The organism is Segetibacter aerophilus, assembly GCF_007991655.1.
GTDB lineage: Bacteria > Bacteroidota > Bacteroidia > Chitinophagales > Chitinophagaceae > Segetibacter > Segetibacter aerophilus.
In genome coordinates this window covers 140,472-167,418 of sequence record NZ_BJYT01000010.1, presented here as the reverse complement: position 1 = coordinate 167,418, position 26,947 = coordinate 140,472, and the positions used below count along the sequence as shown (strand labels likewise).

Sequence of the window (26,947 nt, the reverse complement as noted above, 5' to 3'; positions counted from 1 at the left end):
CAAAACACGAAACACAAAACTTCGGACTCATGCTTAAAAATTATTTTAAAATAGCGATAGCTGTATTGAAGAGACGGAAGTTCTTCACCTTCATCAGCTTGTTTGGAATAAGCTTTACGCTTACCATTTTAATCGTCATAACGGCGTTTATAGACAACGTAGCCAGCGCAAATTATCCTGAAGTAAACAGGGATAGATCTCTCTACATTAATGAGCTTCGGCAGAAGGCAACCAAGACCTCTGGGCAGATGAACAGCCCTGCAAGCTTTTGGTATCTCGACACTTATGTTCGCACTTTAAAGACCCCTGCAAAAGTTGCGATTTCGTCAATGTTTGCTGCCACAAATTCGTACGTAAATAACAAAAAGCTCGTTATAAACCTTAAATATACCAACGACCAATTTTGGGATGTGATAGAGTATAATTTTATTGAGGGCAAGCCATATACTTCTCAGCAGATTAAAAACGGAGAGCGGGTTGCAGTCATTTCTGAAGATACAAAGAAGAGTTATTTTGGAGATGTACCAAGTGTAGTGGGTAAATACATTGAGGCTGACAATGTACAATACAGGGTTTCTGGCGTAGTGAAAAGCGTACCGGTGACAATGTTGGTTTCCTATGCGGATTTATTTGTGCCATATACTGTATCAAAAGTCGATTACAAACACAAGAGTTTAATGGGCCAATATACTGCGGTGCTGCTTGCAAATTCAAAAGATGACTTTCCTAAAATACAAGCAGAATATGCGGCAGTAGTTTCGAAAATAAAACCGGACAACAAAGATTTTGATGTATTTGTCAGTCGTGCTGAGCCATATGTTGAAAGCTATTTAGGTGGGTCGCCGATTGGAGATCCCGAGAGTGGAAAACTATGGAAGCTGAAATTTTTCGGGTACATTTTTGCGTTGTTATTTATGTTGCTGCCAACGCTCAACCTTATCAATATCAACATCAGCCGGATAATGGAGCGCTCATCAGAGATAGGAGTGCGTAAAGCATTTGGAGCATCAGGAATGACGTTGGTTGGTCAGTTTGTGGTGGAAAATATAATACTCACGCTTCTTGGAACTATTATCGCCATCGTTCTTTCATTTATCATTTTGCAGATCATCAATAACGGCGATTTGATTGCAAACCTGCACCTGACTATTAACCTGACTGTTTTATATTATAGCCTTCTTGCCTGTCTTGTTTTTGGCTTGCTGTCGGGCGTATATCCTGCATGGCGAATGTCGAGGCTACAGGTAGTAACTGCTTTAAAAGCACAATAATTATTCAACTCTCTTAAACTCATTATATGTTCACCCATTTGTTTAGATTAATCTGGAATAAGAAGAAGCAAAACGCTTTACTTATAACCGAAATGTTTATCTCTTTCATTGTGATGTTTGCCATCTTTACAGTAGTTGTTTTCTGTTACAAGAATTACAGGCAACCCATGGGCTTTGTTTATGAAGATGTCTGGAGTGTGAATTTCACGCCGCCCGAAAATATTACTAACGCAGACTCTGTTGCCATCTTTCATGAGGCTTTAAAAAACACGTTACGCTCAATGCCGCAGATAACCGAGCTAAGTTTTTCTGGCAATAACATTCCGTTTTCAATGAATACTTCTAACACGGCAGTTAGTTACGGTAAGCATAAAAAAGTAATGGCCAATGTATATAATGCCGGCGAAGATTACCTGAAAGTGTTGAATATGAAAATGAAAAGTGGCAGATGGATTACAAAGGCCGATGCGGTCTCGAAAAATCGGATCATAGTTATCAATAGTCGGCTAGAGAGCGAGTTGTTTGATGGTCAAAGCGCAGTTGGAAAAACGCTTGGTGACGATTTTCCTGGTCTCGATCAGCAAAATGCCTCACAACTACACATAGTTGGCGTAGTGGAAAATATAAAAGATAAAGGGTCTTACCAGGAGATAGAAAGCGGAATGTATCACCCTATTGATACTGGCTGGGCGAGGTGGACCGGAACGATCCTTTTAAAAGTGAAGCCCGGCACGGACGCCACATTTGAAAGTAAATTGTTCAAAACACTTTCAAACACAATTGGAACAAACATAGAAATTGAACACCTTGATAAGAAGCTAATAAGCAAAAATAAAATAATGGTAGTCCCAATGATTATTGCGGGAGTAGTTGCTGGCTTCCTCATCATCAATGTTGCGCTAGGTCTGTTTGGCGTGCTTTGGTATAACATCAATAAGCGCAGGGGTGAGATCGGTTTAAGAAGGGCCGTCGGCGCCACCGGCAATTCTGTTTCTAACCAGTTGGTGGGCGAGGCACTTGTGTTAGCAACTATTTCGCTGCTCCTTGGTTGTTTCTTTGCGTTCCAGTTTCCGTTGTTAAATGTGTTCGACCTTGCATCCGGAACGTACATTGCCGCCATTGTGCTTTCAGTGATTTTCATTTATGTATTGGTCACGCTGTGCGCTCTATATCCTGGCAAGCAGGCGGCTGCTATTTATCCGGCTGTGGCGTTGCATGAGGAGTAGTGGGAGTGAGTTGTGAAGGGTGAGTTGTGAGTGAAGAATTTGATAGCCGGGCGGGAGAATATCTATTAAAGTTTTGTTGCGTCGCACTCTTTTGCTGATGTAACAATCGCTGCCAAAAAGGTTTAAACCACCAAGACCCGAAGCAGAATTTAAACGAAGAGAAAATTGTAATTTAACCCGAATTTGAAAGGTGCGCATGATATTGATAATTGATGATGATATTGCTGTAAAAACTTCCCTTCAACTGCTGCTCGAAGGTGAAGGTTACCGAACAGCGACAGCTGATGGTCCGGCATCTGCCCTTACCTTCTTAAAGTCAAATACACCTGAACTGATTATACTTGACCTTAACTTTTCTATCGATACATCGGGCAAGGAAGGAATGAACTTATTACAAGAAATCAAAAAGATAAATGATGCCATACCAATCATTTTAATCACAGGCTGGGCAAGCATAGAACTAGCGGTGCAGGGAATGAAATTCGGCGCAAACGATTTTTTGAATAAGCCCTGGAGCAATGATCATGTACTACAATCCATTAAAACTTTACTCGATCTACAGGATAAAAAGAAACAAAAGAACAGCCGCAAGCAATTAGACAGCATGTACAAGTTTCACCAGATCATTGGTGACGACGATAACATGGTTGATATACTTGAGACAATTGGCAGGGTAGCTTCGACGGACGCACCTGTTTTGATAATGGGTGAGAGCGGCACTGGTAAAGAATTGATTGCTGAAGCGATACACCAAAATAGCTTGAGAGCAAACAAGCCTTTCATTAAAGTAAATCTTGGAGGCATTTCAACATCGCTATTTGAAAGTGAGATGTTTGGTCATGTTCGAGGTGCTTTTACCGACGCACGGTTCGACCGGGTAGGTCGCTTTGAACTGGCAAATAAAGGGACCATCTTCCTAGACGAAATCGGTGATCTTGATGCAGGAAGCCAGGTGAAATTATTACGGGTTCTTCAAGACAGAACATATGAAGTGTTGGGAAGCAGCCGCACAAAGAACGTAGATGTAAGAGTAGTTTGTGCAACCAACCGAAACCTCGAAGAAATGGTTGCGATGGGTACGTTCAGGGAAGACTTGTTGTACCGGATAAATTTGATAACAGTCAGGTTGCCGGCATTAAGAGAAAGACCAAAAGACATTCCACTGCTGGTTGAATTTTTTATCAATAATTTAAAAGAGATCTATAATCGTCCAAACCTTAAACTAAGCAATGATGCTTCCAAGTGGTTGAAACAGCTGCCATTGCCGGGTAATATTCGGCAATTAAAAAACATAGTGGAGAGGTCAGTTCTTGTTAGTAGAAAAGATGTGTTGGAAGTCGATGATTTTAAATCGCAACTGGAACAATCACCAAATAAAAAAGGCGCCATGCAATTGCCACAGGTAGGGGCGATTACTTTGGATGAATTAGAGATGCAAATGATAAAAAAGGCAATGGACTTTCATAAAAACAAAGTAACCAAAGCCGCTTCCGCATTGGGCATTACACGCAGTTCGTTATATCGACGGCTTGAAAAATTCAACATCCCTTACGATGAAACTGCGGACTAAGTATCTTCTGTTTGTCATCACACTGCACCTGATAACGCTCGTGCTTTCGTATTTCATTTTTAAGGACAACCAGGTTCTCTTTATTGTTTCAGAAATCTTTATCCTGTTGTCTGCCATGCTTGCCTTCCAGTTATATCGCCAATTAATACAGCCCCTAAAAACATTAATGACAGGTGTGGAAGCCATTAAAGACCGTGATTTTACAACCAAGTTTGTAACGACAGGAAAACATGAAATGGATCAATTAATCTCAGTGTATAATCAAATGATCGATGTATTAAGAACAGAAAGAACGAAACAAGAGGAACAGCATTTCTTCCTCGAAAAGCTTATTCAAACATCGCCTACCGGTATTATCATTTTGGATTATGATAATAAGATACAGCAACTAAATCCTAAAGCACTCCAGTTGCTAGGCATTGATGAAAAAGCCATAGTCAACCAACTGGTTGATGAAATTGACCACCCGGTTATGAAACAAATTAGCGGGCTTCAATCGGGGGAAGCAAAGACGATTACACTAAGCGGGGTAACAACATTCAAACTACAAAAGTCTCATTTTATAGATCGAGGTTTTGCAAGGGTTTTTATTATGATGGAAGAATTGACGGCAGAAATTCTTGAAGCTGAAAAGAAAGCTTACGGAAAAATTATCCGGATGATGGCCCATGAAGTCAACAATACGATCGGGCCCGTTAACAGCATTCTTCAATCAACTTTAAAAACAGACCAGATCAACGGAGAACAAAATGGCACACTGAAAAACGCCCTGCAAGTAGCGGTTGACAGAAATCAAAACCTCAATGTCTTCATGCGCAACTTTGCGGACCTTGTTCGCTTACCGCAGCCAAACAAAAAGAGCATCGACCTGCACAAGCTGATAAGAAATATTACAACATTAATGGCTTTAAAGGCCGGTGAAAAGGAAATTGAATTTGAATACAATTTTTCAAGAGAGCCAATAACACTTCATGCGGATGAACAGCAAATAGAGCAAGCGCTGATAAACGTTGTAAAAAACGCCATAGAGTCAATTGATCAAAAAGGTACCATTACATTCACTACAACAACACGTCCTTCTCAACTCATTATTTCAGATACAGGTAAAGGAATCGACCCCTCAGTTTCCGAGCAACTTTTCACTCCGTTTTTTAGTACCAAAAAAGATGGGCAAGGAGTTGGATTGACTTTAATAAGAGAGATTTTACTCAATCATCAATACAAGTTTTCTCTACAAACAGTTGCAAAGGGGAGGACTGATTTTTCGATTTCATTTGATTCTTAATTACGTCTTTTTGTAGTTTTGGAGAAAGCGCTCTAAATGCTTATAAAAGAGATTTCTTTACTTACAAACGACCTCGTTGCTACTGAGCGTTTTTACAGCGACATTTTGCAGTTTGCCATATATAACAAGACAGCCTCACGTATTTCTTTCTCTGTCGGACACTCTATGCTTTCCTTTACTTACACTGAAAGACAAAATCCGTTTTATCATTTTGCATTTAGTATTCCTTCAAATAAAGTTGATGAAGCCCATCGATTCATTGCTGATAAAATAGAAGTTCTTCCCTTTACTCCAGGTACTACGATTGCCGATTTTAGTAACTGGAATGCGCATGCTTTTTACTTTCATGATAATCAAAAAAACATTGTTGAATTTATAGCTCATCATGACCTCCATAACGATACAAATGAGCCTTTCACACCTTCAGATATTATTGGAATTTGCGAGATTGGAGTTCCCGTAGAAGATGTAACCGAAGCATGCAAAATGTTTAATGAAAAATATGGATTGCAATATTTTGTAAAAGGACCACGGCTACAAGATTTTTCTGTTATGGGCGATACACAAGGATTGTTTATCGTTACAAAAATTGGAAGAGGGTGGCTACCAACACAACAGCCCGCGGAAAGGTTTGATACTAAAGTTGTGTTTGAAAATAATGGGCAGGTAGCAGAACTTATCCTCTGATCATTGTGGTATTTCTTGATAAGTACCGCCTAATTTGTAACCGTTCTGGCGTTGTCATCGCAGGCGTTCTTTCGCTAGTTTTTTTATCTGCATTTGTTCTTTAATTAACTCGGGTTTTATCAGTCCTTGTACTATATCTCTAGGCAGCGGCTTTTAATCTTTAGTAGCAATTTTTTCTTACCCTTTTCCATCACTGTTTTTATTTTTTTCGGGTCATCGCCGATGAGTACCATTCTTCAGTCGTTAAGACCGTAGAAAAAGAAGAATGAATTAGTTTCAAAGATAGTTTGGTTTATAAAATAAACTATACTACGTTTGTATTGCAAATCAAAACTGATGAAAAAATTATCATTCTTAATAGCTCTAATCCTCATAGGTAACTTGCTTATTGCGCAGGTGAAAATCTCAGGAGTCGTAAAAGACAATCGCAACCATCCTGTCTATGGTGTAAGTATATCCCTTAAAGATTCTTACGATGGTTCTACAACTGACTCTTTAGGAAACTTTGCTTTTCGTACAACCGAGAAGGGCGAACACATTATTGTTGCCAGCAGCATCGGCTACAATTCATTTGAGCAAAAAGTTTTAATAGGGTCTGAGCCAATAACCCTAACTATTAGCATAAAAGAAAAGCTTGACGAACTGAAAGCCGTAATGGTAACTGCAGGATCTTTTGCCGCAGGTGACTCAAAAAGAGCTGCGGTCTTAAGTTCTTTGGATGTTGCCACAACTGCCGGTTCAAATGCAGACATTACTGCCGCTCTAAAGACCTTGCCTGGTACTCAACAGGTTGGCGAACAGGAAGGCTTGTTTGTTCGTGGTGGAGCAGGCTACGAAACGAAGCAATTTATTGATGGTACGTTAGTCAATAACCCATACTTCACAAGCGTTCCGGATATTGGAAGTCGCGGGCGTTTCTCGCCGTTTCTGTTCAAAGGAACTGTTTTTACAACCGGAGGTTACTCTGCTTTGTATGGCCAGGCCTTATCATCCGCTTTATTGTTGGAGTCGATCGACCTGCCTGAGCAGTCAGAAGTCGATGCTTCTATATCACCCCTATTGGTTGGTGCGGGAACCCAACAATTGAGTAAGAATAAAAAGTCTTCATGGGGGATCAATTATAGTTATGTAAATGTTGGCTTGTATTTCGGGCTGGTGAAGCAGACCCCTGACTACTTTAAAATGCCTCAGTTCCATAGCAGCGATGCAAACTTTCGCTTTAAGACAAAGAGGGGTGGAATGGTTAAATATTACACCACCTTCAGCAATGGAGTACTTGGTTTAAGAAGACCTGATATTGATAGTTTGAACCTAAAAGATGCATTTTCTCTAACTAACAATAACTGGTATAACAACCTTAGCTGGAGGGAGAATTTAGGCAATGGATGGAAGATGAATTTGGGTACAGGTTATAGCACCAATAAAGACAATATTAGCCAGCAGGTACAAGATCAACGTAACCAGCCAAAACAGTTTGGAAGTGGATTGCCTTGGATGCAGAACAAAAACTTCGACTTACTGCACAAGCAGGATTTAGCGCAGGTGAAGGCAGTTTTTGAAAAGAAATTAATAGGTATCAGCGCGCTTCGTTTTGGTGGTGAGTATTGGCATTTGTATGATAAGAATGTTATTCATGATACCACCTATAAACTGATTGATAATTACACAGCACTGTTTGCCGAGTCCGATATCTTCTTGACTAATAGCCTTGCCGCTAAAGTCGGTGTTCGTTTTGAAAACTCTTCGGTTATTAAAAAATCTGACATTGCGCCTCGCGTTTCACTGGCTTATAAAACGGGCAAGGATGCGCAGATGTCTTTGGCTTACGGCATCTTCTACCAGAAGCCCGAGAATAATCAATTATACTACGGTACAAATGTCGGCATGACAAAAGCTACTCACTACATCATCAACTACCAGAAGATGACTCATGAGCGCATCTTAAGGATTGAAGGTTATTACAAGAAATATGAGGATTTGATTAAAACAGTGCCTGCTGTAAATTTCTCTTCCTTGTATAATAATTCAGGATATGGAGATGCGAAGGGTATCGATCTTTTTTGGAGGGATAAAAAATCCATCAAAAACTTTGATTACTGGGTTAGCTATTCTTACATAGATACCAAGCGCGATTATCTTAACTACCCTCAAAAACTTCAACCAAACTTTGTTGCCAATCATACAGCATCTGTTGTAATGAAGCGGTTTTATACATCCATTAAGTCGGGCTTTAATTTCACGTATACCTATGCAACAGGCCGTCCTTATTATAACCTGATGGTCAACAATAATTACAAATATTATTTAGCTGATGAGGGTAAAACAAAAAGCTACAACAGTCTGAATTTTAGTGCTGAGTATGTGCCTAGCATTGGAAAAACAAATGCTAAAACAAACATTGTTTTGTTTGCAAGTATGACGAATGTATTGGGTGCAAACCAGGTGTATGGTTATAACTATTCGCACAATGGAATGTATAAAGAACCAATCACTCCGCCATCAAGAAGGTTCTATTTTATAGGATGTTTCTTAAGCTGGGGCGTTGATAGAACCCAGGATGCTATCAATAACAACCTGTAGATGATGCATCAAGGCGGTGAGGCAAGAATAGAGAGTACAAGTGAGTGACACAACAATGTTGAGGATAGTTGTAAAGCGGGAAAAAAGTAAAATAAAATTTTAGTTCCAGAGGTTTAAAGGAATAATTATATCAAAATATAAAACTCAAAAAACATGCAAGACGAAGCGTTTCCACTTAGCAGAACAACCGGAGATGCCAATGTAAGGGACAATGAACTTTGGCAAATTGCCAGAAGAAGAGCCGCTTTTAAGATTGGTATCTTCTCCTATGCAACAGTCAACTGTATGCTGATTGCCATCTGGTATTTTAGCTCCGGTCCCGGAAGTTATTTCTGGCCAATTTGGCCACTTCTAGGTTGGGGTATCGGCATTGCCACGCAGTATTTTCATGCCTATCATGGTACTAGTTTATTTTCAACAGAAAGAGAGTACGAGAAATTAAAAAATCAAGAAAAAAATTAAAAACATCATGAAAACATTCATTCTATCAGTCGCATTGTTGGTAAGCGCGCATAGCCTTTTTGCTCAAAGCGCTCGCTATGAGCAGACAATGAAAACAAACCTTGCAAAGTTTGACTCTTTGAAAAACCCTGACGATTATGTAAGTCTTGCTGCATCTTTTGAGCGAATAGCGGATGCAGAGAAAACACAGTGGCTTCCTTATTATTACGCTGCACTTTCGCATATTTTAAGAGGCTTTTCAGATACCAAAGCAAACAAAGATGAAGTGGCAGAAAAAGCAGATGCTTTAATTGCTAAAGCTGAAACCATTGAGCCTAAAAATTCAGAAATATTTTTATTGAAGAGCATGAGCGCCACCTTAAAAATGTTGGTAGATCCGGCGACACGTTGGCAACAGTATGGAGCGAGTGTAAATTCTAACCGTGAGATGGCGAAGCAATTAGAACCTAATAACCCGCGCGTTTACTTTTTAGAAGGTCAAAACTTGTTTGGTACGCCAAAAGAATTTGGAGGTGGAAAAGATAAGGCAAAGCCTTTATTTGAAAAATCGCTTGAGCTGTTTAAAACATACAAACCAGCGGGTAGCCTCTATCCTAACTGGGGAGAAAAATCGACTGAGCAAATGCTTGAACAAAGCAAATCATAATAGTCACATACTGTAGTTGAACAAATGCTTGATAATTAATTAAGCATTTGTTCTTGTTTACAAAATCAAATTCATATTTGCGCAATGAGTACAAGCAACAAAGATTTTTCCCCGGCAGAAAGCCTTCAGCTGATACGGTCGATGATCGAAACAACAAAAAGTTCTATAAGCGACAATAGTCATTTTTTTCTCTTATGGGGCTGGGCCACCTTTGTTGGTTGTCTATTACAGTATTACTTATTGGTCATTGCAAACTACCCACATCATTACTATGCGTGGCTTGTAACGCCTGTTGCACTGCTGTTGCATTTCATATTTATCCGTAAGCAAAGGAAACAGCAGCGGGTAAAAACTTTTATAGGCGAAACGATCGGCTTCATTTGGTTCATACTCGGATTTTCATACCTCGCTTTGGCAATCGTATTTGTCAAAATGGCTGGCAATATTGTTTTCCTTTTTATATCATGTTATATAGTATCGGAACATATATTTCGGGGAGCATACTTTCATTTAGGCCTATGAGAATTGGGGGTGGTATTTGTTTAGTTTTAGTAGCAATTGCCCCGTTCTTAGATTATTCTTTGCAAATTTTGTTAGCTGCTTTTGCTATATCTATCAGCTATCTTATACCAGGATATTTATTAAGAAGTCAATACAGGAAACAAAAATTATAGACCATGCACGACAACGAAAAAGAGCTGAGCCAGGAAGAGAGTTTGATGATTATACAGCAGATGATTAATACTGCAAAGCATGAGCAAAAAGACGATGGCAAAGGCTGGATTGCCTGGGGCTGGATGTTGTTTGCAGCATCTATACTAACGGTCATAAATCTCCGCTACAAATGGTTCGACATTTTTTTCTTCTGGAATATGTTCGGGGCAGTTACACTTATCGTGATGGTGGTTGAGCTTGTGAAAGTGTTTTTGATGAAAAGAACAACAAGAGTTAAGACTTATACGAAGACGCTTTTTGAAAAGTTGAATGCCGGGTTCTTCATTTGTATCATGTTTAACATATTTGCTATTAACCTTGGCGTTGGTCCTGCTAAGGGTTTTGCTTTGTTAATAGGATTGTATGGTTTTTGGATACTTATCTATGGTACCGCGCTAGACTTTAAACCGTCTGTTATTGCTTCGTTTATTACCTGGGCTTTTGGCTTTATTGCGCTGTTCCAGACAAAGTTTGAAGTGGTGATGTTATTGCATGCTGGCGCAGTGTTAGTTGGATACATTATACCGGGACATATTGCAAACAGGGAGTTTAAAAAATTAACAGGCAGGAAATTAAATCAGAGCGCAGGTGTTTAAAGAACTTGATCCCATACTACATTCACAGTTACGCCTGGCAGTTATGAGTTTGCTTATAAGTGTTAAGGAGGCTGAGTTTACATTCATCAAAGAAAAAACGAACTCTACTGCCGGCAACCTAAGCGTGCAGGTACAAAAGCTCAAGGAATCAGGCTATATCGAAGTAAATAAGCAGTTTAAAGACAACTATCCCCTTACCACTTGCAAAGTCACACCAAAGGGAATTGAAGCTTTTGAAAACTATGTAAAAGCGCTGCAGGAATATTTGCAAGTAGGCAAATAATTACCTCACCCATTACCGGGGCTACTTCCATCCACTGGCTTTTCTGAATTAACAATTCAATTATTCTGCTCCTTTCAACTAAGTGTATACTTTCTTGTTATATACACATGCTTCCTGTAATTAAGGTCACTAATCTTTCCAAGCATTTTAAGGATATTGTTGCGGTAGACAATCTTTCATTTACAGTTAATCCCGGAGATGTTTATGGTTTTTTAGGTCAGAATGGGGCGGGTAAATCCACCACCATTCGAATGCTTTTGTCGCTGGTTAAACCAACGGAGGGAAGAATTGAAATATTTGAAATGGACCTGTTTACTCATCAAAAAGAGATCTTAAGGCAAGCAGGTGCTGTAATAGAAAAGCCAGACGTTTATAAGTATTTAACAGCACTTGAAAACATTCAACTCTTTTCAAAGATCAGCGGCGGAGCAAAGCTTACAAGATCACAACTCCTGGATCAGTTGGCCGTTGTTGGTCTGCAAGATCGGGCCAGTAGTAAAGTAAAAACGTTTAGCCAGGGAATGAAGCAGCGTTTGGGAATAGCTATTGCTTTGGTACATGATCCCAAACTGATTATTCTTGATGAGCCAACCAATGGTTTAGACCCGCAGGGAATTGCTGATGTAAGAAATTTAATCCTTCGGTTAAGCAAAGAATTGGGAAAGACAGTAGTCGTTTCCTCGCACTTGCTCAGCGAAATACAACTTATTGCAAATCGCCTATTAATCATCAATAAAGGTAAAAAGCTTGTCGAGGGAAATGCATCAGAATTATTTGATCCTGCGGAAACACTTGTAGAGCTGGAAACATTGGACAATGAAAAAGCAATTCAGCAATTACAGCAAAGCCCATGGTCGTCGCACTTGCAGCCTGCAAGACAAAATACGATTGTTTTAAAAATGGATAAGGCCGACATTCCAACCTTTCACCTGGAGCTCGTGCAAATGCAAATACCAGTATTATCGTTTCAGCCACGGCATTCTTTAGAAGATTATTTTTTACAGCTTACAACAAGTAACGAACATGTGGCAGCTATTGCAAATTGAGTTGTTTAAGATCTTTAAACGGCCGCGGACCTATATCAGTTTTGCAGCCATTGCTGCCCTCGTTGGCATTATTCAGTTCGGTCTTAAGCTCGATGGGAATATGTACATCGAATTTATGTTGCGAGACCTGTCGGCGTCGTTCAGCATAGAAGGAAACATTTTAAATGGTTATTTGGTTTGCTACATAATCCTTCAGCTCTTGCTGGTGCATGTGCCCTTGCTGATTACACTTATAGCGGCCGACCTTATTTCCGGAGAAGCCAACATGGGCACGCTGCGTTTGCTGCTTACAAAGCCTGTTAGTCGCACCGAAATCATCCTTGCTAAATTTCTTGCTGCATCCATTTATACCATTATGTTGCTCATGTTTATGGCCATCCTTGCTTTGTTTGTTTCCATGGCAATTTTTGGTACAGACGATATGCTCAATTTAAAGAGTGGTTACGTGGTTCAGCTAAAGAGTAGTGATATTTTCTGGCGGTATGTTTGCGCCTTTGGTTTTGCGGCCTTAGCAATGTTGACGGTGGCCTCGCTTGGTTTTTTTCTATCCATTTTTGCAGAAAATTCTATTGGTCCAATCGTAGCAACCATGAGTATTATTGTTGTCTTTACTATTTTAAGCACGCTCGATATCCCCATTTTCAATAAAATCAAACCTTACCTTTTTACGACCCAAATGATTGGTTGGAAAGGATTTTTCGATGTGAAAGTAAACGCTGAAAACGAAGCGATAGTAGGCTCCATTCAAAATGTAGGCAGGGTGTTGCAGGCCGCAGGAATACTGGTATTGCATATTGTAGGATTGTTAGTGGCTTCAATAGTAGTATTCAAGAAAAAAGATGTTTTAAGCTAATTTGAAAATTTGTGTCCAAACTGTTCAAACTACCGCAGCATTGTTGCGTCGCACTCTTTAGCAGGAGGTTCTTTATTGAGCCTTTATTCTAACACTAAGCTGCTTTTAATATTTATTCAAGCTCAAATTATAGAAATGAAAAAATTAATAATTGTACTACTTGTTTTTATTGTATCAGGAGTAGCCGCATCCGCACAAGACGCCAGTGCTCTGATTAAGCGGGTTAAAGCGAAGCTCGATAAAGTGAACGATTACGTAGCAGAGGGCAGCATGAAGACAGACGTGGCTTTTATAAAAGCCCCTGCCGGAAAAATAAAGGTCTACTATAAACGCCCGAACCAATTCAGGATTAGGCGCAGCAAGGGCATTTCAATTCTGCCTAAAGGCGGCATCTCTTTCAACATGAGTTCCCTGCTTTCTACCGAAAGTTTTACTGCAATTCCAACAGGTGAAAGTATCATTAACGGAACAAAAGTAAAGTTGATCAAACTTCTCCCTAACGACGAAAATAGTGACGTGGTACTAACCACTTTATACGTAGACGAAGCAAATCTTCTGATAAGAAAAACTAACACAACGACCCGGGAAAACGGAACCTTTGAAATGGAAATGAATTACGGCAAGTTTGCTGATTTCGGACTCCCTGATAAAGTGATTTTTGCTTTCAATACAAAAAACTATAAAATTCCAAAAGGCGTAACAATGGAGTTTGATACAGACGAGCCGGCAAAACAAAATATGAAAAACAGGAAAGGGAAAGTAGAGATCACCTATTCTTCTTACACGATCAATAAAGGCGTTCCTGATTCAGAATTTAAGTAGGCGGCTTTCATACCATTCACTTAGCCAAATTCTATTTCAGTATTGTCACCAATATTTAAGCTTCGGCTCAACCCTTTTACGGAAGCGTCGCTGCCAATGAGAGAGTTATCTAAAACAACTTCAAATAAATTCGTGTAAGATCCAATAATGCTCTCGCGAACAATTGACTGTTCTATTTTGGTATTTGCGCCGATAGCCACATGCGGTCCTATTATAGAATCTTTTATACTGCAGTTGGGTGCAATACTAACCGGGGGAATAATAATGGTTCCTTTAAAAGTATGACTGTCAGTAACATTCCCACCGGACTTTTTGAGCAGGGTTGCGTTGCTTTCAAGCAAAGTGTCTTTCTTACCACAGTCAAACCAATTTTTCACCTTAAAAGCTTTAAACTTGGCTCCACGTTTTATCATAAAATCGAGGGCATCTGTAAGGCTGTATTCACCCTGGGTCTTAATGTTTTCCTCAAACAGGTGCTTCAGGCAACCGTACATAAAAGCTGTCTCCTTTATTTTATACAAACCCACCAAGGCAAGATTGCTTTTAGGAATAGTAGGCTTCTCTACAACGTGCTCAATAAAACCATCTAATCCCATTTCCGCAACACCGAAATTTCTTGGATCATCTACCTTTTTTACGCCGAGCATGCTGTAAGGACTGTTGATCATCTCCTTTACATCGTACTCGCAAATTGTGTCTCCCAGTGCTACAAATACTTCGTCGTCGCCTACAATTTCACGCGTTAGTTCTATTGCATGACCTGTTCCCCAACGTTCGGTCTGCTGTACAAAATGATACGTAATATGAGGAAAGGCAAACTTTACGTAATCCTGAATTTTTTCGCCCAGGTATCCAATAATAAAAATGAATTCAGTAATGCCCCCCTCGTGCAACTGGTCAACTATAAAACTTAGGATTGTTTTTCCGGCTATCGGTATCAGCGCCTTGGGTTGGGTATAAGTGTGAGGTCTTAATTTAGCCCCCGCCCCGGCTACAGGAATAATTGCTTTCATGTATGGTCTTTATCTGACGTATTCGTTCACACTTTCCCGCCAATGTCGTATCAACAGTGCTTCCACTTTTTTACATCAGGGTTGTAAAATAACAATTTTTTTATCAGACAAAATTGGTGCTCGATTTATAGAGGAATGGGAAATATCCAGTGCAAGCGTCTGTTGACCTTAAGGCTGCTTCCACTTGTATGCGTTCTCTCACATGTTTTTGTTTCCAAACTGTTGGTATCTATAGCGCCATCGTTGCGTCGCAATTCGTTCTTCCGCATACCTTTGTGCACCTTTCACCCTCCTAAGCTTAAAAGATTAGCAATTCTTGCAGAGAGTGTCGGAATTGGTGTTGTCATTGGATATATTCAAATAAGATTATTTTTGCGCCTTTAAAACCGCTACATGCAAAGAGATACAGTAATTTTTGACTTAATAAATAAAGAACTTGAACGGCAGCGACATGGAATTGAGCTCATCGCTTCCGAAAATTTTGCCAGCCTGCAAGTGATACAGGCAATGGGGACAGTATTGACAAATAAATATGCGGAAGGCTATCCCGGTAAAAGATATTATGGTGGTTGCGAAATTGTTGACCAGGTAGAACAGTTGGCAATTGACAGGCTAAAGCAAATCTTTAATTGCGAGTATGCGAATGTGCAACCGCACAGCGGCGCTCAAGCCAACGCTGCTCTTATGCTTGCCGTGCTTCAACCCGGCGATGCAATACTTGGCCTCGATTTAAGTATGGGTGGCCACCTTACTCATGGAAGTGCAGTTAATTTCAGTGGCAAATTGTATGAACCGCATTTTTATGGGGTTACAAGAGAGGGTGGGGTAGTAGACTACGAAATGCTTGAAGCGAAAGCGCGTGAAGTGAAACCTAAAATGATTATTTGTGGTGCAAGCGCCTATAGCCGCGAGTGGGATTTTGCAAGAATTAGAAAAGTGGCGGATGAAGTAGGGGCTTTTGTTTTTTGTGATATGGCCCATCCAGCCGGATTAATTGCTAAAGGCCTCTTAGCCTCACCTTTTGATCATTGTCATTTTGTTACTTCCACGACACATAAAACGCTTCGTGGTCCTCGCGGTGGAGTTATTCTAATGAAAAAAGACTTCGAAAATCCATTTGGGGTAAAGGATGTAAAAGGTAATATTCGCATGATGAGTAACTTGCTTGATATGGCCGTTTTTCCTGGTACTCAAGGCGGCCCGCTTGAACATATCATTGCTGCAAAAGCTATATCATTTGGTGAAATACTTTCGGATGAGTTTACAGTGTATGCAAAGCAAATAGTGGCTAATTCGCAGGCAATGGCAAAAGCTTTTGTTGAAAAGGATTATCAACTAATTAGCGGGGGAACAGACAATCATCTTATGCTAATCGATTTGCGGAATAAGAATATTAGTGGTAAAAAGGCTGAAAACGTGTTGGTGAAAGCAGACATAACGGTCAATAAAAATATGGTTCCTTATGATGATAAAAGCGCTTTTGTAACGAGTGGTATTCGGGTGGGCGTCCCCGCGATAACAACCCGCGGTATGAAGGAGGAGCACATGCAGTTTGTCGTTAACGCTATTGATAATGCTTTAATGAATGCCGATGATGAAAATACTATAGGGAGCATTAAGAAACAGGTAAATGAATTCATGCAACAATTTCCTCTCTATCCTGAACTAGGATAACACGAGTGTCGGCATTTATTTAATGACGAATTTTAAGTTTTTTGATGAATACAAGACAATTAGCAATTCTAAATAAAACATATTAAATGATACAAAGAGTACAAACAATCTGGCTGGCGCTTGCGGCAGGGTCAGGTTTTTTAACAACGGAGGTGCCTATTTATGCAGAGAATTTTGCGGGCGTCGTTTCCAGGGAATACACGGTGACAGAAAGTTTGCTTTTGTTTGCTAATGATATTATTGCTGCTGTACTAGCCGTCATAGCAATCTTTCTTTTTAAAAACCGTTCTACGCAAATGAAATTTACTGGTTTGGGAATAGTTGCTTCAATAATATTGATTGCATTAGAAGTATGGAAAATAAGCGAATTTGAAGAGGCAAATGGTGCAGTGAAAGGAACGTATTATTGGGGTGCTTTGCTACCCATAGCGATGACTATATTTTTTGTGCTTGCTGCAATAAACATTAGGAAAGATAATAAGCTGGTGAAGAGCCTTGACAGGTTGAGATAACTTGTTCTCTTACATTTATTAAATGCATATTGTGAAAACAGTATGCATTTTTTTTGTCCATGATTAAAGGGATACTGCCACAAATTTAAGAGTATATGCATTCTATAATTTAGCTCAAATTGTCTCCGGCTGTTTTTGTTGACGAGCTTTCTTCAAGCCGTAAAAAATTGCTGCAGCAACCAAAAGACTTATACCGCTGCCACTATCAAGAGGAACAGGATTATCCTCCACATTGTCATTATCAATAGGAGGTTGTGCATAAATAGAGGTTGGAACGTTTATAAGGAGAATTGTCAAAAACAGGAAAAATCTTTTGCTTATTTTATTCATGGCTCAATTGTTTTTTTAGATGTAACCCAATCAATCGATAATTACCCTATTAATAAAGATGTCACTGCCATTTGTTATTGTTAGACTGTAATTCCCTTTAGAAAAAACCTTCCCAATATTTATCTTGTATTGTTCTGTTGTTCCGTTGTATTTGATGGTTTGCGTAAGCACAGTTTCTCCCAGGCTATTTATAAGAGCTATTGTATAATTACCTCTTTCCAAATTCCTCATGCTAAGGTTTATCGAATTTCCTTTGACAGGATTAGGAAAAACAGCCGTTAAACGACTGGTCTTTTCAATTGAAACTACTACCTGTTTGGTGTAGAACGGCTCTCCATTTTGTTGAATGCATCTTATTCGATAGAAGTTATTACCGGAGATAGGATTAGCATCAAGCCAGGCATAGTTATTCTGCAAGCGTGAATTATTCTTTGCCGTTACAGTTTGGACTTTTTCAAACAGTTGACCATTTACAGACTTCTCTATTTCGTATTTTTCAACACCTTTTTCAGTCTGTGTAGACCATTCTACCTGTATTCCATTTTCCTTTTTATATGCCTTTACATCTGTTAACACTAAGGGTAATATTTTGCTTGTTTTAAAAACAAGCATAAATCGATTTGACAAGAACGATGCTGGATCGCTATCAATGATGAAGGGAATAATAGTTTCGGTTGTGAGATCAATCAGAGAGTCTTTCTTCAAATAGTTGTCCTTAATTATGGCGGTTACTGTGGGGTGAAAATAAGAGGGACTAATTTTTAAGAAATAGCTTTTTTGTCTTAACTGGGTTATGTCCAATCTAACGGTATCGGGCGAAGTGATAGCCGGCCTTCCCTCAATACTCAACGATCTTCCATTACTGGTAACCGAAATGTTTTCGTCGAGGTTACTAATTTTTTCCGCGTCTTCTGCATTTATAGAAGAGCTAAAATCATCATTAAAAAGAATGGTAACTCCATCAGCAGTATGTTCACTTTCGCTCAAAGTATCCAGCAATAATTGTACAGAGAGCGTTTGTACATCAGCGGAAGTCCGAAATACATTTCTGTTTGTAATTGTTTTGTTAGTTTCATTAAAAGTGAGCGAAGGATTTGCTGTTTTTGTTTGGATGAAAAAAGCTTGTCCGGACTGAATGTTTTGATTAACCTGTGAACCTTGCACACTCGTTACTCCATTACCATAAGTAACATAAGCGCCACGCGTATTAAGATTTGGATCCCAGGCGTAGTAGTAAGATGAGAGGCCTGATTTTGCAAGCAAATCCCAATCTACCGCCGAGGCATAAGGGTTGCCAACTAAACTATATGAATTGGTGTTGCCATCAATTGACGGAGTAGTTGATCCGTTGTATGTCACCGGCCCTTTTATTAAAGAACCAGTCGTCCGCAACGTGGTATTAGAAGGAAGTGCACTGTTGTTGCTTAAATCTACACTCCTGCTACCTCTTACCAATAACCGGTAGCCTATACCAGCCACTAGTGTGCTATTTGTATTTGTAGCAGCGTTCCAAACCTGGCCGGTGTTATTAAAAGTAAATAGTGACGGATTGTTTGTTGCCGTTGCATCAAATCCAGTATTAGCGTTTGCTGATCCGGTTATGTGAGTCCCATATCCGGGAATGCTATTATAATTAACTGAGTACGCGGGAGCGGTATTACTTTGTCCTTCCATCCAATTTGCTTTTATGGATGAAGAGGCTGTAACCGGTGAAGACAAAAGGCGAAAGGCGCGCTTTGCAGGTATGAACCTTTCAACGGTAATATTTGCAGTATTCAATAAGGCGATAGAGCCGTCTGTAACTTCACCAATTGCTCCGGTACCGGTTGCATTACTATGAATGATAACAGGTCGATTATTGAAATTTGCCTTAGCACCTGCACTTACCTTAAACACCACAAGAGGATCAATCACAACAGAATCCGCACTTGTTGAAATGTTCATCGTTCCACTCGTCACCGTCTTGACGCCACTACCTTTTAAAAGTAACGTAGGGTAACCATTCTGCAGAGTTGTAATAGTTTGATTATCGGTTCGGGAATAAACAATTATCGATTTTGGGTCGATATTTATTGTTTCAATATCTGCAATTGCTTCTGATCCATTGCCAGATAAACCAGCAGGTACACCTGTCTTAAATGTTGCACCAGCTTCCATTACAAAACTTTGTGTTCCAACATTGCCATCAATCCTTGTTGCGTTATTATCGTAAATGCCAGCATTTTTAATAGTAAAAGAACCTCCCGTGACGAGTGTTATAATTCCTGCACCATTCTTTACATTAGAACCACTAATTATTATATTAAAATAGTTCTTAGGCGATCGTATTGCTTGAGCTGTCGTGCCACTATTAGTAAATTCAATATCTCCTCCGGTAAGATTATATGCTCCGTCCATATCTGGTTTCGTTCCATTGCCAGCGACAATCAGTTTTCCGCTTGCCATGATAAGATTCGTATTTGCATCTCCAAAGGTTTTGTTGGAAGCGTCAACAACCACGTTGTCTTTAATAGTTACGGTGCCAAAAGGCGAGCAGGTTGGAAGTGTCTTAGTTCCACTACCCGAAAAAGTAACGTTCTTATAATCGTCTCTTGCACTCACTTGTTGATCTCCCAACCTTCCAAATTCGATTATACTACCACTATAGATATTAACTGTTGTAGTCGCTCCTGGTATAGAAGTGCTTGTTCCTGTAAAACCGTTTGCATCACGGCAAATGAAAGTTCCATAGATGTTAATAGTGGGAGAGCCTCCGCCGGTAACCTGGCTTTCTCCTCCACTATCAAAAAATGAAACTGCGTTTATATTTAGAGAGCCGCCTCCATTAAGTTTCAAGTCGTTTGTACCATTCAAGGCAAATGTATTTGGCGACGAAATATTTAAAGCACCGCTTACCGAAACATCCGCGAGCGCGGTAACTTTTTTTAAACCAGTCCCTGAAATATTTAGGTTACCATAGCTTAAGGGAGTAATCGTTTGATCGCCGATTCGGTTATATTCTGTAGTTGAAGAAATGCTAAATGAACTGATGTTGAAACCAGTTGCGAAAGTAGAATTAAGACTTCCGGTAAGTCCATTCGCGTTCGTTGTTTTAAGTATGCCATTAATTAGAATTTTGCTATCCCCACTAACAATAAAATCACCGGCGATAAAAGTTCCAAGTAACGTCGTCGTACCTGTGCCGGTAGGAAAGTTATTGATTGTTTTATTGCTTACTAGAGTAGCTACGGTACCAGCGCCAATCGAAAGACCACTGTTATTAAGTGTTAAGTTTCCTCCTCCTAGTTTGGCCGTCGCCCCACTAATTACAATTTGACCCCCATTAATCGCTGTGGCAGAAACTGATGCAGTTCCGACTATCCCATTTCTAAAAGTCTTTGCTCCCGTGCTTTGCAGGCTAACATTGGCATTTGCTTCTAACAATCCATTTATTACCGTCGGGTTTGTATTTCCAAAAGAGATGGCTTTTGAGACCCGAAAAATTGGTATCGCTGTTCCGGGCGGAAAATAGGTTATTCCATTTGCAGGGGAAGTGGCATTGTTCCAGTTGAAAATTGAACTGTCAGCCCATAAGAGATTGGCAGAAATGGTGGAACCGTTATTGGCATAATTGGAAGGAGTGCCGTTATTGGTGACAACTTCTAATACTCCATTATTTTGGATTTCAAGTGTTGCAGCGCCTAGAAACTGCGGCAGTTGCGAACCAGCTATACTATGTTTGAGCACACCTCCACTTTGCACGATAACATCGTTACCTGCGCCATCGTTCACTGTTAGAAATGTTGATACCGCGGTTGCGAGATCCAATATTCCACCACTAAGAATCACTACCTGGTCAATGGTTGTATTACCAGTTATAGCAACAGTATGCGTGTTTCTGATAGTTATAGTATTTGCAACTTCTGTCGGAACTAAAGTAGAGGTTACCCAATTTGAAGAGCCGTCAGGAGAGCTTTCCCAGGTAGTAGCAGTATTCCAATTGCCTGATGTAAGTGAACGAAAATAGTGAGTTGGCAATGTCTGAGCGGAAAGATCAAGTGCTGTAAAGAACAGGATAAGAATGACAAGAGACCGGGTGATGCATAATTTCATAACCTACAGAATTATTGAAATATCCAGGTGAATTAAAACAAGAAGGAAAACAGTAAGGCGGGGCAGAATGGAATAGAAAAGCTATTAACTCGTAGATTAGTAATTCAAATATATATTGAACCAGAGGAGATTAAAATAGAGGACACTTAAAAAATGATTATAATATAATCTCGATCATGCGATTTATCGCAGCAGATTTTTTAAGGAATGGAAATGTGCCCGAAAAAAGTTGAAACTAATAATGCCTTATACCCATCCTTTTTTAATCGCAGTAGAAGTAAGCAACGCAGTATTTGAGCAGTTTGTTTTCTTCAATAAGTTCTTTCTATGAGTATCGACGGTTTGCTTGCTAATAAATAGTATTTGACTTATGTCTTCACTTTTTTTTCCCTCAATTAATAATGCAAGCACTTCTTGTTCGCGTTTTGTTAAGGCAATTTTCGATGGGGAAAAAACATCTTTCACCTTTACTCCGATAAACGAAGGTTCTCCATTTAGTCCTATAAAAGAGAGAACCGGTGATCCTTCTTCCTTGATGTGAGTTATATCCGTATGCACTCCAAATGTTCTCAAAATTTTGTTTTGATCAAATTGTATGGTAACAACCTGTTGTAATATTCTTATATACTCCCCGTTTTTGCAGCGCACCCGGTAGTCGTATCTTACTTTATAATTTGGTATTTGTTCTTGCTTAAGGGTTTGAAAGAATTCCGATACCTTATTCTCAAAGTTCAAAAACCAGGGCTGGTCTTCGGGATGAATGTTACTTAGTAGGAATGGGACATCAACCTCTTCCGGCTCGTAGCCCAATACCTTTGTAACATCTTTGCTCATCAATTCAAATTTTGATTCTTTGAGGTTGAAAATGTAATAATAGTATTCACCGACCTGGAAGAAGCTAAGAAGCTTTTTATGTATATCTAGCGAAAATTCTAAATCTTCCTCTTTTGAATTTTCTGTGATCTTCGTCCATATCTTATTTGCCTTATTAAATATTTCAGGTTTCATTAGTTAGCGTTGGAAGTATTGATCAAAAATCACTATTAATAGGGATTTTTCAAGAATTAAAATGCAGATACATTTGGCGCTTATTGGGGGATTTGTAAAAGGCCATCCTTTCATAGGAGGGCCTTTTTTATAATATGGTTCTTTAGCAGCTCAAACTACAGTTGGACAAAGTATCTACAAGTTGAAGAGAGTGACACAACGATGTCTGGATGAGTTATAATGTTTGCCCCTTATAAATAACATTCTACATAAACCTGCCTGTATAACTTTCTTTTGCGTTTTTCAATTCTGATGGTACGCCGCTAAAGACAAGGTTGCCGCCTTTGTCCCCGGCTTCAGGTCCTAAGTCTATTACCCAATCGGCGCTTCTGATTACATCTGTATTGTGTTCAATAACCAGGATGGAATGCCCTTGTTCTATCAGCGCGTTGAAAGATGTAAGCAACTTTTTTATATCATGAAAGTGCAGGCCCGTGGTAGGTTCGTCAAAGATGAAGAGAACATGACCGATGCCTTTGCCCTTACCAAGAAAGCTGGCAAGCTTTACCCTTTGTGCTTCACCACCGCTTAAGGTATCGCTGCTTTGCCCAAGTTTAATGTAGCCAAGACCAACATCCTGCAAAGGTTGGATTGCTTTTGCTATGCCTTTTTCATCTTTGAAAAATTCGATTGCCTCGTCTACGCTCATGTTTAAAACGTCGTAGATACTTTTCATTTTATAAGTTACCTCCAGCACCTCTTCTTTAAACCTTTTGCCGTTGCAAACATCGCAGACAAGGTGAACGTCAGCAAGGAATTGCATTTCTACGACCTGTTCGCCTTCGCCTTTGCATGCATCGCAACGGCCGCCATCGACATTAAAAGAATAATGCTTTGGCTGAAAACCGCGCATTTTAGCCATCGGTTGCTTTGCATAAACATCCCTGATTTCGTCGTATGCTTTTATGTAAGTAACAGGGTTACTCCTGGATGATTTGCCGATAGGGTTTTGGTCAATCATCTCAACTTGAGAAATGTAATCAGTATCCCCCGAGATTGCTTTATGAAAACCTACTTTCTCTGCAAATTCACCTTTCAACTTTTTTAAGGCCGGTGCTAAAATCTGTTTAATCAAAGTTGTTTTGCCGCTACCGCTTACACCACTGATTACACAAAAGACATCGAGCGGAAATTCGACAGTAATGTCTTTTAAATTGTTATGTCGGGCATTGTGGACAGTAATGCTATGATGTGACTTTCGGATATGCGCAGGAGGTTCAATCTGTAATTCCCCTTTAAGGTATTTACCCGTAAGACTTTCGCTGTTTGAAATAATCTGGTCGTAATCGCCCGCGGCAACTACCTCCCCTCCCAGGTGACTTGCAAAAGGGCCCATATCTATTATGTGATCCGCGTCACGCATCATCATCTCGTCGTGCTCCACAACTACTACAGTGTTGCCGAGGTCTCTAAGTTCTTTCAACACTTTTATCAGCCTTTCTGTATCACGGCTATGTAAGCCGATGGAAGGTTCGTCGAGTATATACAGCGAGTTAGTCAGGTTGCTACCAAGACTTCGGGTAAGTTGAATACGTTGACTTTCTCCGCCACTTAAACTGTTTGCAAGACGGTTTAAAGTAAGATAGCCAAGACCAACGTCAAGTAGTGTTTTAATGCGATTATTGATTTCAATCAAAATCCTTTTCGAAACCTGCTGATCATACTCAGTTAATTGCAATCCTTTAAACCAATCATACAAATCCTTCACAGGCAACTGGCACAACTCTCCAATGTGCTTTTCACCCACTTTTACATACAACGCCTCCTTTCTCAACCGGTATCCTTCACATGCCGTACAACTTGTTCTTCCACGGTAGCGACTAAGCATGACGCGGTATTGAACTTTATATAAATTCTGCTCCACTTCTTTAAAGAAAGCATTGATGCCTTCGGAATACCTGTTTCCCTTCCAAAGTATATCGTATTGTTCTTTGGTTAAATCAGCAACAGGGGTGTGAACCGGGAAGTCAAAACTTCTTGCAGCACGCACAAAGTTGTCGCGCCACAATCCCATTTTTTCTCCTTTCCACGGGGCAACCGCACCTTCATACACGCTTAGTCTTTTGTCTGGTATTACAAGATCGGGATCGATGCCGAGCACCATTCCAAAACCTTCGCAAACAGGGCATGCACCAAAAGGATTATTAAAAGAAAATAAATTGGGAACAGGCTCTTCGAACTGAATGCCATCCAACTCAAACTTATTACTGAAGTGCACCAATTGCTCACCTATTCTCAAATACATTTCACCTTCACCTTCGTAAAAAGCAGTGCCTATGCTATCGCTTAAACGATGTATATCATCCTCATCAAAATCTTTTTTTACAATACGATCAACGAGGATGAAAGTGGTAAGATGATTTGACGAGGAAGTTGAAGGCGTAAACTTCTGCTCGAGATCCTGGTCGCTCATTTCCAACAAGTCTTCGATCCGAATTACTTCGCCCTCCGCACCAGTAGAACCAACGGCGGAAGGATCAGCAGAGGCGTACATCCGGCTAAAACCTTTTTGCAGTAGAATGTTCAACTCTTCTTTAACCTGCCGGTTCGCATGTTGCTTAAAAACAGCCAGCATTAATATACGGCTACCTTCAGGTAGTTTTTGAATAGCCTCTATAACATCTTTTACATCATCCTTTTTTACTTCGCGTCCGCTTATCGGCGAGATGGTATGTCCTGCCCTTGCAAACAACAATCTCAGGTAATCGTAGATCTCTGTCATACTGCCAACGGTGCTACGCGGAGTACGAGTACTAACCTTTTGCTCAATGGCTATTGCCGGACAGAGACCTTTTATAAAATCGACATCCGGCTTGTTCATCCGAGCCATAAACTGCCGTGCGTATGCGCTTAAGCTTTCAGCATATCTTCTTTGTCCTTCAGCGAATAATGTATCGATCGTTAATGATGACTTTCCCGAACCCGAAACCCCGGTAACAACAATAAATTTATTTCTTGGAAACTCAACTGTAACATTTTTTAGGTTGTGTGTTCTTGCTCCCTTTACAAGTATGTTTTCATTTGCCTTAGTTGCAGGTCTTTCTTTTACAGCTTTCAATGAAGCTGAACTGTTTTTGGCCATAGAGCAAAATTATAAACAATAAGCCTCTTAAATTATTTATTGGATAGGGGCTGTTGGTAATTCACACGGTTTTACAATACAGGACGGTGACTTTCAGTCCTTATTGCTCCGTTTTTAGTCATTTTTATTATTGTTCCAACCCGGGGAATAACTTTCAGGATTTTACAAGAATGGGAATTGATTTTAAACTATTGTTTTTACTGCTGACTGTCAACTAGTTATCAATATAAAATAGTGCCATCGTGCTAAAAGCCCTTTTTTAGGTATTATAAGTGTGCCTCTTTGGGGTATTGTTTTAACTGCTATACTTACTTCCTGTCTCAGCTTTGCGTTTATTTTACAACATGTTATTAATGATAGCAATAAAAGAAAAAACTTCTTAGTTGCGATCAAGAATTAAAGAAAAGTCCAAATCCAAATATTTCAATATCCTAATTAAAAACCAATTTCTGTATCCAGAACTATCCAAATGAAAAACCTATCCAAATCCACCGACAATCAACTCGTTCAGTCGTTTCGCGAGGGCAACAACCAGGCTTTAGAAATTTTAGTAACACGTTACCGGGACAAAATGTTTTCAACCATTCTTTTCCTGGTAAAAGATAAATACCTGGCAGAAGATCTTTTCCAGGATGCATTTATTAAGATCATTGATACCATTAGAAATAACCGTTACACCGAAGAAGGCAAATTTTTACCTTGGGCGATTCGTATTGCTCACAACCTTTGCGTTGATCATTTCAGAAAAGTGAAAAGAACGCCGGCAGTTAAGACTAGCGATGATCATGACATTTTCGAACTGTTTAATTCTACCGAAGATTCGGCCGACAAACAAATGATACAGGTAGAAACACAGGAACGTATCAGGCTTATGCTAAACATGCTTCCGCAGGAGCAAAGAGAAGTGATTGTTCTGCGTCACTACGCTGACCTGAGTTTCAAAGAAATTGCTGAAATAACAGAGTGTAGTATCAATACTTCTTTGGGTCGCATGAGATACGGTCTCATAAATATGCGCAAGCTTCTTACTGAAAAACAAATCGCATTATAAAACTAGAAAAACCTGCATTACACAAGAAAGCCTCCTTTTATGGAGGCTTTCTTATTTCTGTAAATCTTTCCTTATTGCTGGATTATTTTTTTTCCAAGCCGAAGT

General features: G+C 39.7%; 22 protein-coding genes. 17 read left to right on the top strand and 5 right to left on the bottom strand.

Annotation, left to right across the window (positions count from 1 at the left end; genetic code table 11):
- The first annotated feature begins 29 nt into the window (after positions 1-29).
- The 14 genes from SAE01_RS14430 (at position 30) to SAE01_RS14365 (ending at position 14,041) form a co-directional block, all read left to right on the top strand.
- Complete coding sequence (locus tag SAE01_RS14430) at positions 30-1,271, top strand: ABC transporter permease (RefSeq protein WP_147204489.1); 1,242 nt, start codon at positions 30-32, stop codon at positions 1,269-1,271.
- 26 nt (positions 1,272-1,297) lie between these two features.
- Positions 1,298-2,497, top strand: coding sequence for an ABC transporter permease (locus SAE01_RS14425; RefSeq protein ID WP_147204488.1), 1,200 nt, complete (start codon positions 1,298-1,300; stop codon positions 2,495-2,497).
- A 196-nt stretch (positions 2,498-2,693) separates the two neighbouring features.
- The gene (locus SAE01_RS14420; protein WP_147204487.1) at positions 2,694-4,067 is read left to right on the top strand and encodes a sigma-54-dependent transcriptional regulator; all 1,374 of its coding nucleotides are present in this window, start codon (positions 2,694-2,696) and stop codon (positions 4,065-4,067) included.
- Positions 4,051-5,352, top strand: coding sequence for a sensor histidine kinase (locus tag SAE01_RS14415; protein WP_147204486.1), 1,302 nt, complete (start codon positions 4,051-4,053; stop codon positions 5,350-5,352). Before SAE01_RS14420 ends, SAE01_RS14415 begins: the two co-directional genes overlap by 17 nt.
- A 36-nt stretch (positions 5,353-5,388) precedes the next feature.
- On the top strand, positions 5,389-6,039 hold the full coding sequence (locus tag SAE01_RS14410; protein WP_147204485.1) for a VOC family protein: 651 nt from the start codon (positions 5,389-5,391) through the stop codon (positions 6,037-6,039).
- Positions 6,040-6,375: 336 nt separating this feature from the next.
- Entirely contained in the window at positions 6,376-8,619 is a 2,244-nt protein-coding gene (locus SAE01_RS14405) for a TonB-dependent receptor (protein WP_147204484.1), read from the top strand.
- Positions 8,620-8,772: 153 nt separating this feature from the next.
- A complete protein-coding gene (locus tag SAE01_RS14400) occupies positions 8,773-9,081 on the top strand; it encodes a 2TM domain-containing protein (RefSeq protein ID WP_147204483.1) in 309 nt (102 codons plus the stop codon).
- A 7-nt stretch (positions 9,082-9,088) separates the two neighbouring features.
- Positions 9,089-9,727: a hypothetical protein gene (locus SAE01_RS14395; RefSeq protein ID WP_147204482.1), complete on the top strand. Its 639-nt coding sequence runs from the start codon at positions 9,089-9,091 to the stop codon at positions 9,725-9,727.
- A gap of 84 nt (positions 9,728-9,811) precedes the next feature.
- Entirely contained in the window at positions 9,812-10,249 is a 438-nt protein-coding gene (locus tag SAE01_RS14390; RefSeq protein ID WP_147204481.1) for a hypothetical protein, read from the top strand.
- Positions 10,250-10,404: 155 nt separating this feature from the next.
- The gene (locus SAE01_RS14385; protein WP_147204480.1) at positions 10,405-11,037 is read left to right on the top strand and encodes a hypothetical protein; all 633 of its coding nucleotides are present in this window, start codon (positions 10,405-10,407) and stop codon (positions 11,035-11,037) included.
- A complete protein-coding gene (locus tag SAE01_RS14380; protein WP_147204479.1) occupies positions 11,030-11,320 on the top strand; it encodes a winged helix-turn-helix domain-containing protein in 291 nt (96 codons plus the stop codon). Before SAE01_RS14385 ends, SAE01_RS14380 begins: the two co-directional genes overlap by 8 nt.
- Before the next feature lie 107 nt (positions 11,321-11,427).
- Positions 11,428-12,366, top strand: a complete 939-nt coding sequence (locus SAE01_RS14375) for an ABC transporter ATP-binding protein (protein ID WP_147204478.1) — start codon at positions 11,428-11,430, stop codon at positions 12,364-12,366.
- A complete protein-coding gene (locus tag SAE01_RS14370) occupies positions 12,344-13,219 on the top strand; it encodes an ABC transporter permease (RefSeq protein ID WP_147204477.1) in 876 nt (291 codons plus the stop codon). The genes SAE01_RS14375 and SAE01_RS14370 overlap by 23 nt, the downstream gene beginning before the upstream one ends.
- A gap of 135 nt (positions 13,220-13,354) precedes the next feature.
- On the top strand, positions 13,355-14,041 hold the full coding sequence (locus tag SAE01_RS14365; protein ID WP_147204476.1) for a LolA family protein: 687 nt from the start codon (positions 13,355-13,357) through the stop codon (positions 14,039-14,041).
- Between the two features lie 20 nt (positions 14,042-14,061).
- On the opposite strand, the gene SAE01_RS14360 is transcribed toward SAE01_RS14365, so the two are convergent.
- Positions 14,062-15,054 carry a sugar phosphate nucleotidyltransferase gene (locus SAE01_RS14360; RefSeq protein WP_147204475.1) on the bottom strand — a complete coding sequence of 331 codons (993 nt, stop codon included), beginning with the start codon at positions 15,052-15,054 and terminating at the stop codon, positions 14,062-14,064.
- Between the two features lie 393 nt (positions 15,055-15,447).
- Between SAE01_RS14360 and glyA the strand changes: the two genes are divergently transcribed.
- On the top strand, positions 15,448-16,728 hold the full coding sequence (gene glyA / locus SAE01_RS14355) for a serine hydroxymethyltransferase (RefSeq protein ID WP_147204474.1): 1,281 nt from the start codon (positions 15,448-15,450) through the stop codon (positions 16,726-16,728).
- An 86-nt stretch (positions 16,729-16,814) separates the two neighbouring features.
- Positions 16,815-17,240 (top strand): DUF4293 domain-containing protein, encoded by a 426-nt coding sequence (locus tag SAE01_RS14350; RefSeq protein ID WP_147204473.1) that lies wholly within the window; start codon positions 16,815-16,817, stop codon positions 17,238-17,240.
- Positions 17,241-17,354: 114 nt separating this feature from the next.
- Here SAE01_RS14350 and SAE01_RS14345 read toward each other — a convergent pair whose 3' ends face one another.
- The 4 genes from SAE01_RS14345 to uvrA form a co-directional block, all read right to left on the bottom strand.
- Positions 17,355-17,570: a PID-CTERM protein-sorting domain-containing protein gene (locus SAE01_RS14345; RefSeq protein ID WP_147204472.1), complete on the bottom strand. Its 216-nt coding sequence runs from the start codon at positions 17,568-17,570 to the stop codon at positions 17,355-17,357.
- A 30-nt stretch (positions 17,571-17,600) separates the two neighbouring features.
- On the bottom strand, positions 17,601-21,662 hold the full coding sequence (locus SAE01_RS14340) for a T9SS type A sorting domain-containing protein (RefSeq protein ID WP_147204471.1): 4,062 nt from the start codon (positions 21,660-21,662) through the stop codon (positions 17,601-17,603).
- 246 nt (positions 21,663-21,908) lie between these two features.
- On the bottom strand, positions 21,909-22,670 hold the full coding sequence (locus SAE01_RS24815; protein WP_147204470.1) for a LuxR C-terminal-related transcriptional regulator: 762 nt from the start codon (positions 22,668-22,670) through the stop codon (positions 21,909-21,911).
- Between the two features lie 244 nt (positions 22,671-22,914).
- Positions 22,915-25,791: an excinuclease ABC subunit UvrA gene (gene uvrA, locus SAE01_RS14330; protein ID WP_147204469.1), complete on the bottom strand. Its 2,877-nt coding sequence runs from the start codon at positions 25,789-25,791 to the stop codon at positions 22,915-22,917.
- A gap of 469 nt (positions 25,792-26,260) precedes the next feature.
- Between uvrA and SAE01_RS14325 the strand changes: the two genes are divergently transcribed.
- Positions 26,261-26,842 carry an RNA polymerase sigma factor gene (locus tag SAE01_RS14325; RefSeq protein ID WP_147204468.1) on the top strand — a complete coding sequence of 194 codons (582 nt, stop codon included), beginning with the start codon at positions 26,261-26,263 and terminating at the stop codon, positions 26,840-26,842.
- The last annotated feature ends 105 nt before the right edge of the window (positions 26,843-26,947 follow it).

Bases quoted from the DNA above. Each gene is read 5' to 3' on its own strand.
- SAE01_RS14340 (WP_147204471.1), bottom strand. From the start codon at position 21,662: ATGAAATTATGCATCACCCGGTCTCTTGTCATTCTTATCCTGTTCTTT.
- glyA (WP_147204474.1), top strand. From the start codon at position 15,448: ATGCAAAGAGATACAGTAATTTTTGACTTAATAAATAAAGAACTTGAA.
- SAE01_RS14390 (WP_147204481.1), top strand. From the start codon at position 9,812: ATGAGTACAAGCAACAAAGATTTTTCCCCGGCAGAAAGCCTTCAGCTG.
- SAE01_RS14430 (WP_147204489.1), top strand. From the start codon at position 30: ATGCTTAAAAATTATTTTAAAATAGCGATAGCTGTATTGAAGAGACGG.
- SAE01_RS14350 (WP_147204473.1), top strand. From the start codon at position 16,815: ATGATACAAAGAGTACAAACAATCTGGCTGGCGCTTGCGGCAGGGTCA.
- SAE01_RS14405 (WP_147204484.1), top strand. From the start codon at position 6,376: ATGAAAAAATTATCATTCTTAATAGCTCTAATCCTCATAGGTAACTTG.
- SAE01_RS14325 (WP_147204468.1), top strand. From the start codon at position 26,261: ATGAAAAACCTATCCAAATCCACCGACAATCAACTCGTTCAGTCGTTT.
- SAE01_RS14420 (WP_147204487.1), top strand. From the start codon at position 2,694: ATGATATTGATAATTGATGATGATATTGCTGTAAAAACTTCCCTTCAA.
- SAE01_RS14395 (WP_147204482.1), top strand. From the start codon at position 9,089: ATGAAAACATTCATTCTATCAGTCGCATTGTTGGTAAGCGCGCATAGC.
- SAE01_RS14375 (WP_147204478.1), top strand. From the start codon at position 11,428: ATGCTTCCTGTAATTAAGGTCACTAATCTTTCCAAGCATTTTAAGGAT.
- SAE01_RS14345 (WP_147204472.1), bottom strand. From the start codon at position 17,570: ATGAATAAAATAAGCAAAAGATTTTTCCTGTTTTTGACAATTCTCCTT.
- SAE01_RS14415 (WP_147204486.1), top strand. From the start codon at position 4,051: ATGAAACTGCGGACTAAGTATCTTCTGTTTGTCATCACACTGCACCTG.
- uvrA (WP_147204469.1), bottom strand. From the start codon at position 25,791: ATGGCCAAAAACAGTTCAGCTTCATTGAAAGCTGTAAAAGAAAGACCT.
- SAE01_RS14360 (WP_147204475.1), bottom strand. From the start codon at position 15,054: ATGAAAGCAATTATTCCTGTAGCCGGGGCGGGGGCTAAATTAAGACCT.
- SAE01_RS14365 (WP_147204476.1), top strand. From the start codon at position 13,355: ATGAAAAAATTAATAATTGTACTACTTGTTTTTATTGTATCAGGAGTA.
- SAE01_RS14400 (WP_147204483.1), top strand. From the start codon at position 8,773: ATGCAAGACGAAGCGTTTCCACTTAGCAGAACAACCGGAGATGCCAAT.
- SAE01_RS14385 (WP_147204480.1), top strand. From the start codon at position 10,405: ATGCACGACAACGAAAAAGAGCTGAGCCAGGAAGAGAGTTTGATGATT.
- SAE01_RS14425 (WP_147204488.1), top strand. From the start codon at position 1,298: ATGTTCACCCATTTGTTTAGATTAATCTGGAATAAGAAGAAGCAAAAC.
- SAE01_RS14410 (WP_147204485.1), top strand. From the start codon at position 5,389: ATGCTTATAAAAGAGATTTCTTTACTTACAAACGACCTCGTTGCTACT.
- SAE01_RS24815 (WP_147204470.1), bottom strand. From the start codon at position 22,670: ATGAAACCTGAAATATTTAATAAGGCAAATAAGATATGGACGAAGATC.
- SAE01_RS14370 (WP_147204477.1), top strand. From the start codon at position 12,344: ATGTGGCAGCTATTGCAAATTGAGTTGTTTAAGATCTTTAAACGGCCG.